Annotated in this window: 12 protein-coding genes; 9 read left to right on the forward strand and 3 right to left on the reverse strand. The window is 51.8% G+C overall.

Annotation, left to right across the window (positions count from 1 at the left end; all coding sequences use genetic code 11):
- Window positions 1–8 precede the first annotated feature (8 nt).
- The 5 genes from ACQY6F_RS01065 to ACQY6F_RS01085 all read left to right on the forward strand — a co-directional run bounded on the left by ACQY6F_RS01065 (window position 9) and on the right by ACQY6F_RS01085 (window position 8,162).
- Entirely contained in the window at window positions 9–1,802 is a 1,794-nt protein-coding gene (locus ACQY6F_RS01065) for an IucA/IucC family protein (protein ID WP_428771583.1), read from the forward strand.
- The gene (locus ACQY6F_RS01070; protein ID WP_428771585.1) at window positions 1,795–2,712 is read left to right on the forward strand and encodes a GNAT family N-acetyltransferase; all 918 of its coding nucleotides are present in this window, start codon (window positions 1,795–1,797) and stop codon (window positions 2,710–2,712) included. The genes ACQY6F_RS01065 and ACQY6F_RS01070 overlap by 8 nt, the downstream gene beginning before the upstream one ends.
- The gene (locus ACQY6F_RS01075; RefSeq protein ID WP_428771587.1) at window positions 2,712–4,496 is read left to right on the forward strand and encodes an IucA/IucC family protein; all 1,785 of its coding nucleotides are present in this window, start codon (window positions 2,712–2,714) and stop codon (window positions 4,494–4,496) included. Before ACQY6F_RS01070 ends, ACQY6F_RS01075 begins: the two co-directional genes overlap by 1 nt.
- A gap of 63 nt (window positions 4,497–4,559) precedes the next feature.
- Window positions 4,560–5,870, forward strand: coding sequence for a lysine N(6)-hydroxylase/L-ornithine N(5)-oxygenase family protein (locus ACQY6F_RS01080; RefSeq protein ID WP_428771589.1), 1,311 nt, complete (start codon window positions 4,560–4,562; stop codon window positions 5,868–5,870).
- A gap of 138 nt (window positions 5,871–6,008) precedes the next feature.
- Entirely contained in the window at window positions 6,009–8,162 is a 2,154-nt protein-coding gene (locus ACQY6F_RS01085) for a TonB-dependent receptor (RefSeq protein ID WP_428771591.1), read from the forward strand.
- A gap of 46 nt (window positions 8,163–8,208) precedes the next feature.
- Here ACQY6F_RS01085 and ACQY6F_RS01090 read toward each other — a convergent pair whose 3' ends face one another.
- The gene (locus ACQY6F_RS01090) at window positions 8,209–9,948 is read right to left on the reverse strand and encodes a SulP family inorganic anion transporter (protein WP_428771851.1); all 1,740 of its coding nucleotides are present in this window, start codon (window positions 9,946–9,948) and stop codon (window positions 8,209–8,211) included.
- 310 nt (window positions 9,949–10,258) lie between these two features.
- Here ACQY6F_RS01090 and ACQY6F_RS01095 point away from each other — a divergent pair, with 310 nt between their 5' ends.
- Window positions 10,259–11,362 carry a methyl-accepting chemotaxis protein gene (locus tag ACQY6F_RS01095; protein ID WP_428771593.1) on the forward strand — a complete coding sequence of 368 codons (1,104 nt, stop codon included), beginning with the start codon at window positions 10,259–10,261 and terminating at the stop codon, window positions 11,360–11,362.
- A 127-nt stretch (window positions 11,363–11,489) separates the two neighbouring features.
- Window positions 11,490–11,879, forward strand: a complete 390-nt coding sequence (locus tag ACQY6F_RS01100; protein ID WP_428771595.1) for a ribosome recycling factor family protein — start codon at window positions 11,490–11,492, stop codon at window positions 11,877–11,879.
- Between the two features lie 32 nt (window positions 11,880–11,911).
- Here ACQY6F_RS01100 and ACQY6F_RS01105 read toward each other — a convergent pair whose 3' ends face one another.
- Complete coding sequence (locus ACQY6F_RS01105) at window positions 11,912–13,258, reverse strand: magnesium transporter (RefSeq protein WP_428771597.1); 1,347 nt, start codon at window positions 13,256–13,258, stop codon at window positions 11,912–11,914.
- Window positions 13,259–13,563: 305 nt separating this feature from the next.
- Between ACQY6F_RS01105 and ACQY6F_RS01110 the strand changes: the two genes are divergently transcribed.
- Window positions 13,564–14,280, forward strand: a complete 717-nt coding sequence (locus ACQY6F_RS01110) for a carbonic anhydrase (protein ID WP_428771599.1) — start codon at window positions 13,564–13,566, stop codon at window positions 14,278–14,280.
- Window positions 14,281–14,362: 82 nt separating this feature from the next.
- Here ACQY6F_RS01110 and ACQY6F_RS01115 read toward each other — a convergent pair whose 3' ends face one another.
- Entirely contained in the window at window positions 14,363–15,487 is a 1,125-nt protein-coding gene (locus ACQY6F_RS01115; protein ID WP_428771601.1) for a M14 family metallopeptidase, read from the reverse strand.
- Window positions 15,488–15,758: 271 nt separating this feature from the next.
- Between ACQY6F_RS01115 and ACQY6F_RS01120 the strand changes: the two genes are divergently transcribed.
- On the forward strand, window positions 15,759–17,237 hold the full coding sequence (locus ACQY6F_RS01120; RefSeq protein ID WP_428771603.1) for a peptide MFS transporter: 1,479 nt from the start codon (window positions 15,759–15,761) through the stop codon (window positions 17,235–17,237).
- The last annotated feature ends 109 nt before the right edge of the window (window positions 17,238–17,346 follow it).

The following is a 17,346-nucleotide window of genomic DNA, read 5'->3' on the forward strand; positions in this document are numbered from 1 at the left end:
TAACCATAATGAATTGCAAATACGAGCCGTTTGATCGCACCAGTTCAAGCCGCCCCCCCCAACAAAATGATCCGTCATTGGCATGTTTTCTCAACTCACTCGCCCGAGAAAGTTCCGCCATTCACATTCAACCGCTCGACAGCTGCTACGTTTACCAGATTCCGCTTTCCGATAATCGTGCTATCCATATCACGCTGAGCTATTTCTCTGAACTCGGTAGTCATGAATATCGTCTTCCTGCCCGGCTACACCGCGATGGAGAGATACGCAATATTTCCACTCAAGAACTGATTGAATTCGTTGTCCGCGAGCCTGCCCTGACAGGCAACGTTAATCCAGACCAACAAGCGATCTTCCTCACCCGCGTGCTGGAAAGTGTGCAAAATACTCGTTATGCGGTAACGCACTCGCCATACCAAACGCAGTTGTTCACCGACAAGCTGAACTTTCAAACGGCGGAACAGGGTTTATTGATTGGTCATTCATTCCATCCGGCACCCAAAAGTCGTGAGCAGTTCAGCTTAAACGACGCCAGAGAATACTCTCCGGAGCTTGGCGGACAGTTTAGTCTCTACTGGTTGACGGTGGAGCACAGCCTGTTGGCCACGGGTAGCTCAGCCAACGTCCCTTTGACCCAGCGATTGGGGGAACTGGTGGCCCAGGATCCGGTTTTGACCGATGCCCTCGCTGATGCGAGCACGCTAGGTCACGCTTTGTTGCCAGTACATCCCTGGCAGTGGAGCGTACTGAAACAGATGCCTTCAGTGCAGCTTTATCTGGAAACCGGCCAGATTCGTAACCTGGGACAAATTGGTGATCGCTGGTATCCGACCTCCTCCACCCGTTCACTGTATGCCCCGACACTGCCTTACATGTTGAAGTTTTCGTTGAGTGTCAAACTGACTAACTCAATTCGGAATCTGTCTCTGAAAGAAGTGATTCGCGGCACCCGCCTCAATGATCTGTTCCAGCATGACGACCTTGCTGCGCAACTTGGTAATGAACAAGGTTTCCAGCTGATGCATGAGCCTGCCTACATGGGATTAAAAGATCGCGACGGTACAATTATTGACGAGAGTCTTGTGGCATTCAGAGACAACCCGTTCGCAGACGATCCTCAGCAGGAAGCGGTGGTGCTGGCCACTTTAACGCAGCAGAATCCTTATGCGGCATCGAGCCTGGTCGCTGAACGGATTCGCCACTATGCCGGGGTTCAAAACCTTTCCGCTGCGGATGCTGCCAAGCACTGGTTTCGCGCCTATTGCACCCACGCTGTCGTGCCGCTTTTTCGCCTGCAGGCCAATTTTGGCATCGTTTTTCTGGCCCACCAGCAGAATATTGTCATGCAGCTGGATAATGGTTGCCCAATCGGCACCTATTACCGGGATTGCCAGGGGACTGGCTACACTGATCTGGCGTTTGAGTTGTTTGCCGATAGATTACACGCAGATAAAGACTCACTGGAAAATTACTGGGACGAAGACAAAGTCAGACGCTATTTCGCCTACTACCTAATCATCAATTCAACGTTCAATGTTATCGCCGCTATCTGCGCCACACTGGAAGTTTGCGAAGCAGAGCTAATCCACATTTTGCATCAACAGCTGACGTCACTACTGCAGGAAGGGGTCAGAGATGACCGCTGTCTGCGCTATGTGCTAACCAGTGATGCCTTGTGCTGTAAAGGTAACTTCTTCTGTTATCTGCAGAACCTTAATGAAAATTCAATTCCCGATCCGGCGGTGATCTACTTCGACCTGCCCAATCCGTTAGCCCGCGTTAAGGAGGTCACCCATGGCTGACTTCAAAACCTTCATCTATGCTGAATCACCATGTCCAACGATTCAGGTCTCCCTGCAAAACAGTGACCTGTCCCAGCCAGGGACTGCGGTTCAGCTACAGGACGATATCGACCAACTGCTGTGCCAATGTAAGAGCATTGAATCGGTCGCGGTTGTCTGCCACGACCAAACCGTGAACCGCCATATCCTTGAGCAGTTACCGGTCATCGAGGGCAAGATTAACCGGCATGATTTTTATCAGCTGCCATTGAGCTGGCACCGTCACAAGTTGTCATCCGATTTTCCAAAACGTCTGATTCAGTCGGATAACCGATATCGGCCTCACCCGGCCAGACCGCCCATGCCGCAGGGATGCGTTTACCGCCGCTATGATTTCGATGCCAACCTCGAAGTGAGCTTTCGAGTGGTCGATCTGGATAAAGATATCGAACGCTTCACCCGCTGGATGAATGATCCCAGAGTCGCCCATTTCTGGGAACAGGCCTGGCCAAAAGTGCAGTTGGCTGAATTTTTGCGCGAACGCCTGGCAGACCCGCACCTTATTCCGCTGATCGGTGAAATCAATGGTCAGCCTTTCGGCTATGTGGAAGTTTACTGGGTGGCGGAGGACAGGCTCAGCCCTTACTACGACGTGCAGGATTTTGACCGCGGTATTCACCTGCTGGTTGGGGAACAGGCATTTCGCGGGCCTGAGTTCTTTCACGCCTGGATGCGGGCAATCAGCCATTATCTGTTTATTGATGAGCTGCGCACTCAGCGCATTGTTCTGGAACCAAGGGCCGACAATGAACGCCTGTTTACGCGCATTTTGCCAGTCGGCTACCACAAGTGCTTTGAGTTTAATTTCCCACACAAACGTTCGGCGCTGTTAATGCTCAGTCGTGATCGTTTCTTTGCGGAGCAGTGGTGATGGAACAGATCGCACTACACCAGTACTGGCACCAGGCCAACCGGAAACTCGTCGCCAAGATTCTGAGCGAATTCGCCTATGAGCAGGCGTTTCAGTTCCAGGCGACCGAACACGGTTATGCTCTTCATCTGGACGATGGCACCCGATATACCTTTACCGGTTCAGCCAACATCTGGGGGCAGATGATGATAGACCCAGAGTCCCTTGCAAGGGTTTCTGTCAGAGAGCCCTCCGCTCTGCCTTCAGCGGCTTTGCTGATGCGAGATCTGCAGCCTTTATTGGCCATGTCTGATGACGCCCTGGCCGAACATCTGGAAGACCTGAACGCAACACTGTTGGCCGATTGCCAGTTAATGCTACGTAAGGAGCCAATGACGGCCCGCGATCTGGCTTTTTTGCCCGCTGAGCGGCAGCAGTGTTATTTCGACGGCCATCCTAAATTTGCCTTTAACAAGGGGCGCCGTGGTTGGGGCAGTGACGATCTGAATCGTTACGCCCCTGAATCACAACAGCCATTTCAGCTCGAATGGGTTGCGGTGCATAACTCTATACTCAAGCTCGCCACCAATGACAACGTGGACTGGCAACAATTGCTGCTCGCCTCGGTGTCGCAACATGAGCTGGATAAAATGGCTAGCCTTGTAGCAACATTTGACGTGGACACCGCGCACTATACCTATATTCCCGTCCACCCTTGGCAATGGCAGCAAAAACTGTCACTGCTGTTTGTGCGCGAAATCGCCGCTAAGCAGCTCATTTATCTGGGACGGTTTGGTGACCAGTTTTTGGCTCAGTTGTCTCTTCGCACTTTGAGCAATGTCACCAGGCCCGACAGTTTTGATATCAAGCTTCCGCTGACGATCATGAACACCTCCTGCTATCGAGGCATTCCGGGACGTTACATCTTAGCCGGCCCCACGGCGTCTGACTGGATTGACTCACTGTTTAAGACAGACGAATTGCTGCGTACCAAACAGGCCGAGGTACTTCAGGAACCCGCTGCCGCCTATGCCGCACAAGCAGATTACGCCCTGCTCGAACAAGCTCCCTATCGCTACCACGAATTACTGGGCGTGATCTGGCGTGAATCCACTTCATCCAAGCTCAGACAAGGCGAGAGCGCCATTCTGATGGCTGCGCTGATGGAGTGCGACAACCAGGGGCGGCCACTGATCGCGGAATACATCGAACGTTCTGGTATCGGCGTGGCGGCGTGGCTAGGCGAGATGTTCGATGCCGTCGTCATCCCCTACTACCACTTGCTGTGCAAGTATGGCGTTTCTCTGATTGCCCATGGCCAGAACGTCACACTGGTACTGGAAAACGCCCGGCCAAAGCGAATTCTGCTGAAAGACTTTCAGGGTGACATGCGCCTGGTCGAGCGTGACTACCCAGAGCAAGCCACGCTCGATGAAGAGGTAAAAAAAGTCACCGTGCGCCTGCCTGCACAGCTGATCATCCATGACTTACAGACAGGTCACTTTGTCACCACGCTGCGCTTTATCTCGCCGCTGGTCGCCAGACTGGGATTCTCTGAGCGGCAGTTCTATCAGTTGCTCGGCGAAAGACTGAACGCCTACATGGCCGCCCATCCGCAATACCGCTGCCGGTTCGCTGAGTTTGATCTGTTTAAACCGCGCATTCTGCGTATCGGGCTCAACCTGGCTAAATTCCGCCACAGTACCGATTCAAGTGCCGCAAGAATGCTGCCGGATATGGATGACATGATTGATAATCCGCTGGTTATTGCGCAGCAGAGCAGCGACCACTGCCGAACACAATAACCAGCAACTCAGATTCAAGCGTGTTTAAGCCGCAAAAAAACAAACCAGAAAAGGATTGTTCGAATGGAACATACTAATAACGTCAAACTAGATTTAGCCGGTATCGGGGTTGGCCCGTTCAACCTGAGTATTGCCGCCCTGCTTGCGGATCAGCCGCAGATTAATGCGCGTTTTTTCGAAGGCCGGGATAGTTTTGCCTGGCATCCGGGGCTGCTGCTGGACAATACCAATATGCAGACCATGTTCTTAAAAGACTTAGTCAGCGCCGTTAACCCTGAAAACCCTTACTCATTTTTGGCATACCTGGTCAAAAACAAAAAGTTCTACCGCTTTCTGTCGGCAGAACTGCAGTGCATCAGCCGCCATGAGTTTTCTGACTATTTAGCCTGGACGGCCCATCAGCTCAGCAACGTCCAGTTTTCAACTCGCGTCGAGCACATCGAGTATACCGGCCAGGCATTTCACCTCCACACCAATCAAGGGGAGTATCAAGCTAACAACCTCTGTATCGGGACTGGCAAAGTACCGTTTGTGCCAGATTGCGCCAAACCGTACCTAAGCGAGCAAGTTTTCCATGCGGCCGAAATCGGCCTACGCGAGCATGATTTTACCAACAAGCGGGTGATGATTATTGGTGGCGGGCAAAGTGGCGCAGATATTTTCATCAACGCCCTGCAACATAAATGGGGCAAACCTAAGTCGCTGGACTGGTTGTCGCGCCGCTCAAACTACCAGCCTCTGGATGAAGCTTCATTTACCAATGAGTTTTTCGCGCCGGATTATGTTGATGCTTTTGTTCACCTGGCCCCCGAAGTGAAAAACCATGAAATTGCCAGTCAAAAGCTTACCTCGGACGGGATCACTCAAAAGGCGCTGCTGACGATTTATCAGGCACTCTACCATCGCTTCGACGTACTGAAAGAGCCTAAGTGGGTAAGACTGCTCCCTCACCGCACCTTGACTCAGATAGCAAAGCAGCACAATGAGTTCAGGCTATCGGCCACAAATGCCCTCGGCCAATGTGTGGAAACCCACCAGGCAGACGTGATCATACTGGCAACCGGATTTGCCGCCCATTACCCGGACTGCATGAAAGCGATTTTTCCGCTGTTAGATCTGGATGAGCAGGATCGCTATCAGATGACGCCAGATTTCGAACTCCAATGGCAGGGACAGAGCAGTAACAAAATTTTTGCCGTCAATGCCGGTATGCACAGCCACGGGATCGCCGAACCCCAGCTCAGCCTGATGGCCTGGCGCAGCGCACGCATTATAAACCGCCTGGCGGGCAAGCGATTGTTTGATACCGACTCCGGACAAGGAATGATCGAATGGCTGACCCCGACCTCCGTGGCATCCGCCTCCGCCGCTTGAGAGATTAATTTCACCCCATATTGTGGCCTGCCTTTCGCCTTCACAATGAAGAAGCAGGCCGCTGATAAATACCGAAACTAAGGTCATTCGCAAGTCACCTGGCTTGTGAAGCCTTTTCAAACCAACATAGAGAAGATAATGAAAGTTAAAAAAGGAAGTTTCCCACTATCGACCGTTGCATTAGCGGTCGCCGCCACCGGCGCGTTTGCCGTACAAGCAAATGAAATCACCACCGAGGAGAAGATGGTGGTGGTCTCAAGCCGGATGCCAAAAGCCATCAGCGATATCCCGGGCACCGTTTGGTACATCGAGTCCGAGCAGATCGAGCAGCAGTATCGCGGAGGTAAAAGCCTGGGGGATATCTTAGCGGCCACCATTCCATCACTGGATGTCGGCAGCGGTGGTCGGACTAACTTTGGCCAGAATCTGCGCGGCCGTAAGATGCTGGTGATGATTGATGGTGTTTCACTGCAATCTTCGCGTCAAATCAGCCGTCATCTGGATTCGATCGACCCGTTCAATATCGAGCGCATCGAAGTGCTATCCGGTGCCACCTCGATCTATGGTGCGGGCGCTTCAGGTGGGGTGATCAATATCATCACCAAAAAAGCCGATGGAGAAGAACTGCAGTTCGAATCGTATGTTGGCGCGACTTCTGGTTTCAACTCCGGCGAAGATTATGATTACAAATTAGGCCAATCGGTCTCCGGCGGGAATGACAGAGTCCAGGCCCGCAGCGCCGTGGTCTACACTGAAAATCAGGGCTTCTTTGATGCCGATGGCAACATCATCACCCCTGACATTTCACAAGGTTCGCTGCAGTTTAACCAAACCGTCGATTTCCTCACCACGGTAGGCGTCGACATCTCCGAGACGCAGAAGCTTAACCTGCTGGCGCAATACTACGATAGCCAGCAAAATTCGCCGTATGGTCTGTATATCGTCAACAATAACTTCGTCGACGTGCGCAAGGGCTTCGATTCAGACCGCGAACACGGTACAGAACGCATTATGCTGAGCGCCTCATACGTCGATGCGCAACTGCTCGGCCACCAGCTGATTGCAGAAGCGGCTTACCGCAAGGAAGACCAGACTTACACTCCTTATTATCAGTCTTCTGGTCAGCAGATCACCGATGTAATTTCGGCGAAAATGGCGCTGGCAAAAGAATTTAGTAACCTAAACCTGGTTTACGGGATTGACGCCTATCAGGATAAACTAGAAAGCAACCAGGCGCTGTATGACCCAACCATTGCCAATAATTCGGGCAACCTGATCAACCGCACTTATGCGCAGGTTGGACGCTACCCTGGCGTGGAAGTCGGCTCTTTGGCCGGTTTTATCCAGGCCGATTACGCCATTAGCGACGACTGGAAAGTTCAGGGCGGCTATCGCTATCAGTATCTGGTCAATAACATTGATGATTTTGTCGGCTATAGACAACAAAAACAGATCGCAGCCGGTAACGGCACCAGCGCCGATGCGGTTCCGGGAGGTAAGACAGACTACACCGTTGGGCTGTTTAATCTGGGGACCATTTATCACCTCGACGATGCCTCGCAGATGTGGGCCAACTTCTCCCAGGGATTCGACCTCGCCGATCCGGCCAAGTATTACGGTCAGGGGAGCTACAGCTTAGTAGGTGATCACTGGCAGCTAAATGACAGCATCAACGTCGATAGTTCGAAAATGTCCGGTATTAAAACCAATAGCTTTGAACTGGGCTACCGCCTGGATTCTGGTGACCTGAACCTTCAGACCGCGGCCTACTACTCTCAGTCGGACAAAAGCATCAGCTACAACCGTTCCACCATGTTGATTGAAAAAGTGGATGACAAAAAACGCGTTTACGGCCTGGAAGCCCTGGCCTCGTATTGGATCAGCGATAACATTCAGTTAGGCGCGTCTGGCCACTATGTCGTCTCTGAAGTCGAGAGCGATAACGGCTGGGGAAAACTCAACGCAGGCGAAGCCAGTGTGTCAAAAGCAAATGCCTGGGCAGGCTGGTCTGACAGCGATTTAGCCGTCAAACTGCAGAGTCAAACCATGTTCGACTATTCAGACGACGCCAACAATAACTTGAATGGCTATACAGTGGTTGATCTGTTAGGTAGCTACCAACTGCCTGTGGGTAGTCTCGGTTTTGGCATCCAGAACCTGTTCAACCGTAACTACACCACTATCTGGGGCCAACGCGCGCAGGTCCTTTACGCAGCACACTATGCGCCGGCAGCGTACGACTACAAAGGCCGGGGCCGCACTTATACCCTGAACTACCAGGTTAAGTACTAACCTCCACACAGCCATGCCGCCCTTCCCGGGCGGCTTTTTGTTTGGTCTATGCGACCTCAGGTACCGGTTTAGGCGGCGCATCCGGTTGTGGCTCTTTCTGCACCTGAGGAATCTGACCTTCTTCCAGTGCGTGCTGGTAGCAGCCGGTCAGTTTGATCGCCAGATACATGTCCGCACGCAGCACCAGACCGCCTTCCCCGACAGGCACGCCACTGCGCTCACACCAATTGCGCAGGCTGCGCTTTCGTCCGGCCAGGACCAGCCGAATCCCCCGCTTTTGCATAATCTTCAGCACATCCGCCAGCATCGCCATCACGCTCAAATCGAGGTGAGTAAAACTGGCGACCGCATCAATAATCACGCAGTTCACGTCATCCGGACTTTTCTCCACCAGCTCCAGCAACCGGCGTTTGAAGTACGGTGCGTTAAAGTAAGTCAGGGGAGAGTTGAACCGGTACAACACCAGACCAGGAATTGGTGACGCTTTGCCGCTCTCATCGAGAGTGCGAATCGTACCTTCTTCATTGAGGCCAAGGCTCTGATCGCTCGGGCGCATCACCACGCGCAAAAACTGAAACAGACCCAGCAATACCGCTAAAGTAATGCCGGGGATCACCCCAACCACCAGCACCGCAATAAAGGTGACCGCGGCGAGGTAAAAGGCATCTTTATCTCTTAGTCTCAGCCCCCACAGACCTTTCAGGTCCAACAGCGAAGTGGAGGCGATGATCAGCACCACACCCAATGCTGCGGTGGGAATATACGCCAGCGGCTGATAGAGAAATATCGCCACCAGACCTATTAGCACCGCGGCGATTATCGACACCAACTGCGATTTGCCGCCGTTGGCATCGTTCACCGCCGTACGGGAATCCGCGCCGCTGATGGCAAAGCCCTGGGCAAACGCGCAAGCAACATTGGCAATACCGAGGGCACGGAATTCTTTGTCAGCATCAATTTCATAGCCGTTTTTGGCCGCAAAGCTGCGCGCCGTCAGCATCATGCTGACAAAGCTCACCATGGCTAAGTTGAGCGCCGGCATCACCAGCTCCCGGCTGATCCCGATGTCAAACTGCGGGGCCTGGAATGCAGGCAGCCCGCCTTCTATCACCCCAACCACGCTAACGCCCTGTCCCTCTATATGGGTTAGCCAGACAAACGCCGCGGAAAACACAATCGCCAGCATGGCGGCAGGCCAGGCCGGGCGAAACCGTTTGGAGGCAAAATAGACCACCACAGTGAGCAGACTGACGACCAGGGTTTGCCAGTGAATATCCAGCACCCGCTGTGGAGTTTCCAGCAGACGTTCCAGCAGGTAACGCTGCTCAAAATCGATGCCCAGAACTTTACTCAGTTGCCCCACTATGATGGTCAGTGCGACACCGTTCAGCAGCCCGAGCAAAATGGGCCGTGAAAGGAAATCCGCCAATATGCCTAAGCGAAAGCGACTGGCGATCAGGCACCAGATGCCCATCATCGCCGTCATGGTCATAACCAGTTGCCAGTGCTTGGTACTATCGCCACCAGCCAGAGGTGTTACTACCGCTGCGATAACCGCACAGGTGGCCGCATCCGGGCCGACTATCAGCTGGCGAGAAGTGCCAAACAGCGCATAGACCATCATAGGTACGACGCACGAGTAAAGGCCGACAATGGCCGACACCCCGGTCAGTTGCGCGTAGGCAATGGCAACCGGCAACGCCACCGCCACCACCGATAACGCCGCTCGGAGGTCTTCTTTTAACCATTCACGCTGATAGTGTTTAAATTGGTATAGCCCCGGCATCCAGTTCCGGATCAATGCTGAATTCAATTTTTGCCGCCTTAGACTGTCACAACCGTTCATTTGTCGCTGCTCTTAAAAGCATAACTTAAATTAAACCGGTTCAAGTGGCTAAATAATTAAGCGAAGTTAGAAAATATTTTTTAATCAGAGAGTTAGCAGCCGCATATGTAACCAGTGGTCATTCTGTGAAAGTAGCAACACTCTGTACAGGAAAGTCATGCTAAGCTACTGAATATTAATGCTATATCACTCGCCCATTACAGATTCACATACTGTAATATTAACAACTATAAAAATAATGAGCTTGTCTATGCTATTCAAATCAAAAACAAAATCTGAACTGCAATCCCTACAAGAATTACTGCAACAAGAACGCGCGGCCCACGAGCAGGAAACTGCCAGGCTGAAACAGGAAATTCAGTTTTTGGAAACTGAAATCGCCCAGATAAGTGGCAACAATTTGCTCGATGCCGCCACCATGAGCAGCCATTTGCGCGGCTGTGGCATGTTGGAATCCATTCGCAATGGTCTGGCGCAAAGTGCTGAGAATCTGATGGAAGAGAATCAGCAGTTACAACAACTGGATGAGATGTTCAGCCAAACCACCGACGCACTGACACAGCTCTCCGGTTGTGCCGGCGATATCGGTCACCACGCCGACGCCAGTATGGCTTCGGCACAGACACTGGCTGAAACTTCCGTCTCTATCGGCCAACTGGTCGGCACCATCCAGGAGATTTCCGCCCAGACTAACTTACTGGCACTTAATGCTGCAATTGAAGCGGCCCGAGCTGGCGAAGCCGGCCGCGGGTTCGCGGTGGTCGCCGATGAAGTACGTACCCTGGCCAGTAAAGCCAATGACGCCAGCGGCAAAATCGAGCACCTGGTAAATCAGATCCAGCAGCAAGCCGATGAAATAAAGTCCTCTATCCACCACACTCAGGGCTACGCGCAACAAGTGCATCAGTCGTCTGACGCCATTTCAGACATCGTTTCGACGGTACTGGATAAAACTCAGCATATGCACGGTGTCATCAGTATTGCGGCGGCGCGGTCATTCTTAGATACCGTCAAACTGGATCATGCGGTGTGGAAATGTAATGTCTATATGCAGATCAAACAGCGACAGTTTGAATCCCCGCTCAATTCTCACACCGAATGTCGCTTAGGCAAGTGGTACTTCGAAGGCGCGGGGTCGCAGCAGTATTCTCATCTGCCCAGTTTCTCCCGTCTCAATACGCCACATCAGAACGTGCATGATTCCGGCCGGGAGGCGTTAAAAGCCGGCCTTAAAGAGGATAACTCCACTCTGATCGATCATATGGAGCAGATGGAAAGCGCCAGTGACCAGGTGGTGAATGTGATTGACGCGCTGCTAAATGACATCATCAACAACCAACAGCAGGGATCGTAAAACCAGCCGAACGTCACAAGGATAAGTTCTGTGCCGGGTGCTGACTGCCCGGCACTCTGCCGCGTGACTGATTAAGGTGACTTGGCAGCGTAGCATCGCACGGCGGAACAGGGCATACTGTCTGGCTATGGAACAGCACCAAATCACCATCTCATTCCCCGCCTTAATCCACCGAATTGGTGGCGATCAGGTCAAACTCGCCAGACAACAGGCCGAGACCTGCGGCTGTAAACTCAAACGGGTAAGACGGTCACGCAACTGGCAGGCATCGGGCAACATTGAGCAATTCTCTCAGTGGCTTGAGCAGCTAAAGCAGCTTCAGGCTCTCGAACTCAGTTACCTGATCAACCGGATACAAAGCCAGCTTAACGACAAACGCGAGGCTATTCAGCCGCTGCCGGAACGGCTTCAGCAGATGGTAAAACAGAACCCTAACCTCACTCTGGCGGAAATGATGGCAGAGACGGGCTGCACCATGGCCCAGGCTCGCCAGGCCCGCTTTGATGCCGAGTCATAATCTGCTGCCCGTGCTCACCAGCATAGCCAATATCAGAGCAACACCAGGCTGGCAGTACCGAGGAAAGCAAAAAAGCCGACCACGTCGGTGACGGTCGTCAGTACCACCGAGCCTGCCAGTGCCGGGTCGAGGTCAAACTTATCCAGCACGACCGGTATCAATACGCCAAACAGCGCGGCGGTAATGATATTGACGATGATCGCCAGAGCAATGGTCGCTCCCAGCAGTGCAGACTGAAACCATATCCCGGCGATGGCACCAATAATCAGCGCCCAGAGCAGGCCGTTAATTGAGCCGATACCCAGCTCATTTTTCAGCAGCGCCATCCGGTTGCCGGCGGTGATCTGATTCAGCGCCATCGCCCTTACCATCAGAGTCAGGGTTTGACTGCCGGCGATACCGCCCATCGAGGCCACGATTGGCATCAGTACCGCCAATGCCACCACCTGCGCAATGACATCTTCAAACAGCCCGATGGTAATTGACGCCAATATCGCCGTTAACAGGTTAATCCCAAGCCATATGCCGCGCTTTTTCGAGCTTCGTACCACCGGAGCGAACAGATCGTCCCCTTCATCAATACCGGTACCAGCCATCAACCTGGCTTCATACTGTTCGCGCTGCGTACCCAGAGCAAACTGCCAGTTAATTTCGCCCACTAAGCTGTTGTCATCTTTCAGTACCGCCACAACCGGTAGGTCGGCGAACTCCATCGCTTCGACTACATCGGACAGATTCTGGCTGGCATTGACGGTAACCAGCTCTTCCTTAACCAGACTATTCAACTTCACCCCGTCGTCAGCCTGCAGCAGATCACTGAACCGAATCAGTCCCTGAAATTTTTTGTTTTTGTTGATCAGGTAGATATAGTCTGGTGACTCGTAGTGGTGTTTATCCACTAACTGCTTTGCCCGCCGGCAACTGACGCTAAACGGCAGTGTCAGCACTTTTCGGTTCGCCCAGCGGCCAATCTGATCATCTTCAAACTGGTTGGCCTGGTCGTATAGCTCCAGCTCATCACGGCTGATCAGGCTTAACGCTTCACTGACGATCTCATCCGGTAGCGAATCTTCCCATTCGAGCAGTGCCAGGTTATCCAGCTTCGCCAGCACGAATTTCAATTCGGTCTCGCTGAGTGCCTTGATGATAGAGACCCGCACATCGGCGCGCATTTCGGTCAGTACATCAATATGCAGTTCCAATGGCAGGCTGCGCCACATGCGCTCACGTTGTTCCAGTGGAAAGGCTTCTAAGATTAGCGCCAGTGAGCCTTCATCAATCCCCTGCTCCACCATCTCGGATAACTGATCCAGCTGTTGCTGGGGTTCGGCTTTGGCTAACTGGGCGATCTGCTGGGATAAATCGTGATATTCACTCAAAAAACATACTCCGGAAAAATCACATACAAGAACTCGGATAGCGGCACCTTTCGGCCACCGGTGAGCCTATAACGAAAGTTAATTTCTTCTGGCTAAAAATAGCTTAAATTCAGTTAATTACAACCATATTCACAACAAGGTTGTACGGTTATTTTGTCTATGTATGCCCGTTGTCATCAAACCATTTTTCTATAGCGAAGCCGCCGCAATCTAATTTTTCACTTCAGTTGTAGAGAGTTAGCAACGAGTAACATAAGCGTCATTCGTTTTATCAACTTTGAAGATTAGTCATTCCAGGAGGAACCATGAACAAAGTAATCGTTGCGGCAGTGTTGGCTGCGTGCACAGCGGGCACCGCTCAGGCAGAGGGATGGGGATATCATGGCGCGCATGGCCCAGAGCACTGGGGTGAGGTCGCCAAGACCTGTGCGACAGGACAAAACCAGAGTCCGGTGAATATTCAATCGGCTACTGAAGCGAATCTTGAGCCGCTTAAACTAAGCTACCCAGGCATGGTGACTCAGCTCAACAATAATGGCCACACGATTCAGGCCAGTGTTGCCGGCGACAATACACTGGAACTAGACGGGCAGAAATTTACCCTGAAACAGTTCCATTTTCATACCCCATCTGAAAACCGGTTGAATGACCAACAGTTTCCGCTTGAAGCACATTTCGTCCATGCTAATGCAGACGGGCAGCTGGCGGTTGTTTCTGTGATGTATAAAATTGGCAGCCAGGATCCCGCCCTGAGCAAACTGCTTAAAACCCTGCCTGCAAACGGCCAGCAAGTCAGTGTCGCGTCACTGCCGGTCGAACAGCTACTGCCGAACCTGGATCACTACTACCGCTTTAATGGTTCGCTGACGACTCCTCCGTGTAGCGAAGGCGTCCGTTGGATAGTGTTACCGGAAGCAAAATCGCTCACTTCAGCACAGCAAGCCGCGCTGGTTGATACAATGGGCCATAATAACCGCCCAATCCAGCCTCATAACGCCCGGTTGATTTTGCGAAATCAGTAATCCGCCAACTTGCAGCACCGGAGTTAAAAGGCTTAGCTCCGGTGCTCTCCTTTGTACAGGTACCAGCCAGAAGCTAGCTGGGTTACAGTCGATTCACGACCGCTAACGCCGCAGTTAACACATCCTGGCCAAACAGCATGCTGCGCTCTGGCGACCAGCCGTACAGCGGATCCGGGTAATTATTGTTATCCTTAAACGGCATTTCGATGGTGTAAGACAAGCAGTTAAACTGCTCCGCAACCCAGTTAGAGCCAATAGTCAGATTTGCTTTACCAGGCTGGTCTTTGTCGTAGCCCTTCTCATCCTGAAATTCCGGTGTAATGGTCAATAGCGCCTGCTTAAACGCGAACTCAAGATCGGCTAAACGTTCATCGTAGGACGGAATACCCTCTGAACCGGCAACAAAGTTATAGGGAATGGCTTCGTCTCCATGAATATCCAGAAACAGGTCAACGCCGGTAGCCAGCATACGTTCACGCACCAGATACACTTCCGGGCTGCGCTCCAGTGACGGAGTTTGCCATTCTCGGTTAAGGTTGGCGCCCACCGCATTGGTGCGTAAGTGTCCTCGTATGCTTCCATCCGGGTTCATATTGGGCACAACATACAGCACGGCCTGCTCCAGGAGCGCGCGGGCTCCAGTATCATTATCATCCAGCAGGCGCTGAATCATACCCTCAACAAACCATTCTGCCATGGTCTCGCCCGGGTGCTGGCGGGCGATCAGCCAGATTTTCTTTTTGCCTTCATCTGGCTGGCCAAAGGTCAGCAGGCTCATGTCGTTGCCATCCAGACTATGGCCCAGAGTTTCCAGAGTGCAGTGCTCTGCGCTCTGCGCCTGATGCAGCAAATCCAGGTGCCGTTCATAACCGTACGGCGCAAAATAGGCGAAATAGATTGAACTGCTTTGCGGCAGAACGGAAAAACTCAGAGTGTCACCGTCAAATTCACTCGGGATGCGAAACCACTCTTCCCGGTCGTAGGATGCCACCACGTCATAGCCCTGCCAGCCTTCTGGGTAAGCTGACTTGGCCAAATCCAGGATACGCAAGGTATGCAGCTGCTCAGATTGAGTCTCAAGTCGAAAATGAAACCACTGATAGAATTCAGACTGATTGTCGTTGCGGATACGTAGCTGGATATTGTCCTTGTCTTGCAGGTCAACAATTTCAATATTGCCACTGTCAAAGTTGCTGAAAATCTTCATTAAATTGCTTGCTCCATTGCGTGTTATAGCTGCCCATTGGCGGTGTGAACGGGAGTGACTTCACAGCTAACGGTTACCACAGCGGGGACTTGAATCCTTTAAGCCTACACGATCATTGAGTGCATAACCCATTAGAAATTTCTATCCGAATAGATAGAAATTATCGTGCTACTCGTAGTCAATAAATGACATTTGTAACGATTTATTAATATCCACTAATGATAAAATATTTAGTGTTAAATACTACACAATCACAATAAGTGAGATTCTTATGTGGAATAAACTCAATAAGTCCATGATGTTCTGCCAAGCGATGTTTGGCTTATCTTTCTACGGCGTAATGGTCATCCTGACCCGCTTCTTCCTGGAAGACCTCGGCTACAGTGAGGCAGATACCATGATGGTAGTAGGCGCGTTCTCGTCTATTGGGCCACTGTTTGCGATCGCTGGCGGTTTTATCGCGGACAAGTTCCTTGGCGCGTACCGTTCACTGACCATCGCATACGGTACATTTGCTACCGGATACACCCTGCTGGTGCTGGGCGCTTCCGCCAACAATGTGCCGATGAGCCTGGTGGGTATTGCCCTGGCGAGTTACGCTCGCGGCCTGATGTCTCCTTCTTACCCTAGTTTGTACAAGCGCACTTTTAAAACAGAAGAAGACTTTGAAAACGGCTATCCAGTGAACTATTCGGTGAATAATGTTGGCGCACTGCTTGGTCAGTACCTGTTCCCAATGTTTGTTCTGGCAATTGGTTTTAACGGCAGTTTCGCCCTATCCGCCATAATGGCCGCTTTAGCCTTTATCACCCTGATTGTCTTCAATAAATCTCTGGTCAATGTCGGTGCGGATATCGATCAATCGTCTGTAAGCGGCAAAAACTGGATGGCATTCCTGGCTTTGTCTGCCGCGATGGTTGGCTTAGTGTTTTTCATGTTTTCGAACATGGATATCGGTAAAAACATCGTTTATGGCATTGGCGCGGCGGCGATTCTGTATTTCATCTCACTGATGATGAAGTCACAGAAATCAGACGCCCTGAAAATGGGTACCATTCTGATCGTCACCGTTCTGACGACCTGCTTCTTCGTCTACTACGGCCAGATGATGACTTCAATGACCATGGTGACCATCAACACCATGCGTGGCGATTTGTTCGGCATCATTCCGATTGCTCCAGAAGCCTCAATGGCAATGAACCCGCTGTGGTGTATTGTCGCCGGTCCTGTGATTGCGGTGACTTTTTCCTCACTGGAAAAACGTGGCATCAACTTTTCTACTGCGACCAAAATCGGCTTTGCCTTTATCATGACTGCCATCGCGTTTGGTATTCTGACTCTGGCCGTCACTCAAGTGGGAGCTGATGCGGTGATTCGTCCGGAAGTGTTCCTGGCCATCCACTTCTTCCAGGCGTTTGCAGAAGTGATCGTTGGCAGTCTGGTGGTGGCATTTATCCTGTCAGTGGCACCTAAGCACATTGAGAACTTCTCAGTCAGCCTGTTTTCAGTTGCCATCGCACTTAGCGGCATTGTTGGTGCGGTGTTCTCTACCTCTATCGCGCTGGAAAAAGGCCAGGAGATCACCCAGGAAATTGTACAGACCGTATACGGCGATTACTTCCAGCTACTGACGGTACTGGCCGTGGTAATGGTTGCTATCGCGCTGGTGTGTTCTGTGATTATTCGTAAGATGCTGGACAAAGCCAACCAAGGCGAAGAGACGCTTACGCCTGAACCTAAACAAGCCTAAAACCCTCTTAGCCCCTGTATCCGCAGGGGCTAAACCCACCTAACTCTGCCTGATTGGCAATTCAGATACGGATTGATGACCTGGCGAGCTCACTGACCAAGCCGCTAGC

Source organism: Vibrio sp., assembly GCF_050299255.1.
In the GTDB taxonomy this organism is placed as follows: domain Bacteria; phylum Pseudomonadota; class Gammaproteobacteria; order Enterobacterales; family Vibrionaceae; genus Vibrio.